This window comes from Streptomyces sp. SID12501, from assembly GCF_010550245.1.
GTDB lineage: Bacteria > Actinomycetota > Actinomycetes > Streptomycetales > Streptomycetaceae > Streptomyces.
This window is the reverse complement of the sequence record NZ_JAAGLU010000507.1, coordinates 1-480: the sequence shown is the minus strand read 5'-3', so window position 1 is coordinate 480 and position 480 is coordinate 1. Positions and strand designations below refer to the sequence as shown.

General features: G+C 65.0%; 1 protein-coding gene. It reads left to right on the top strand.

From position 1 onward, the window contains the following. Positions 1–480: DnaA/Hda family protein (locus G3I71_RS47010; RefSeq protein WP_164325073.1), on the top strand; the 480-nt coding region annotated here is incomplete at both ends.

Below are 480 nucleotides of genomic sequence, written 5' to 3'. Positions count from 1 at the left end.
AGACGTTCGTCATCGGGTCGTCCAACCGGTTCGCGCACGCCGCGGCCGTCGCGGTGGCCGAGGCCCCGGCCAAGGCGTACAACCCGCTGTTCATCTACGGCGACTCGGGCCTGGGCAAGACGCACCTGCTGCACGCGATCGGCCACTACGCGCAGAACCTGTACCCGACGGTGCGGGTGCGCTACGTTAACTCCGAGGAGTTCACGAACGACTTCATCAACTCCATCAGCGAGGGCAAGGCGGGCGCGTTCCAGCGTCGGTACCGCGAGGTCGACGTCCTGCTGATCGACGACATCCAGTTCCTGCAGGGCAAGGAACAGACGATGGAGGAGTTCTTCCACACGTTCAACACGCTGCACAACGCGAACAAGCAGGTCGTGATCACGTCCGACCTGCCGCCCAAGCAGCTCAACGGCTTCGAGGACCGGATGCGGTCGCGGTTCGAGTGGGGCCTCATCACGGACGTGCAGCCGCCGGACC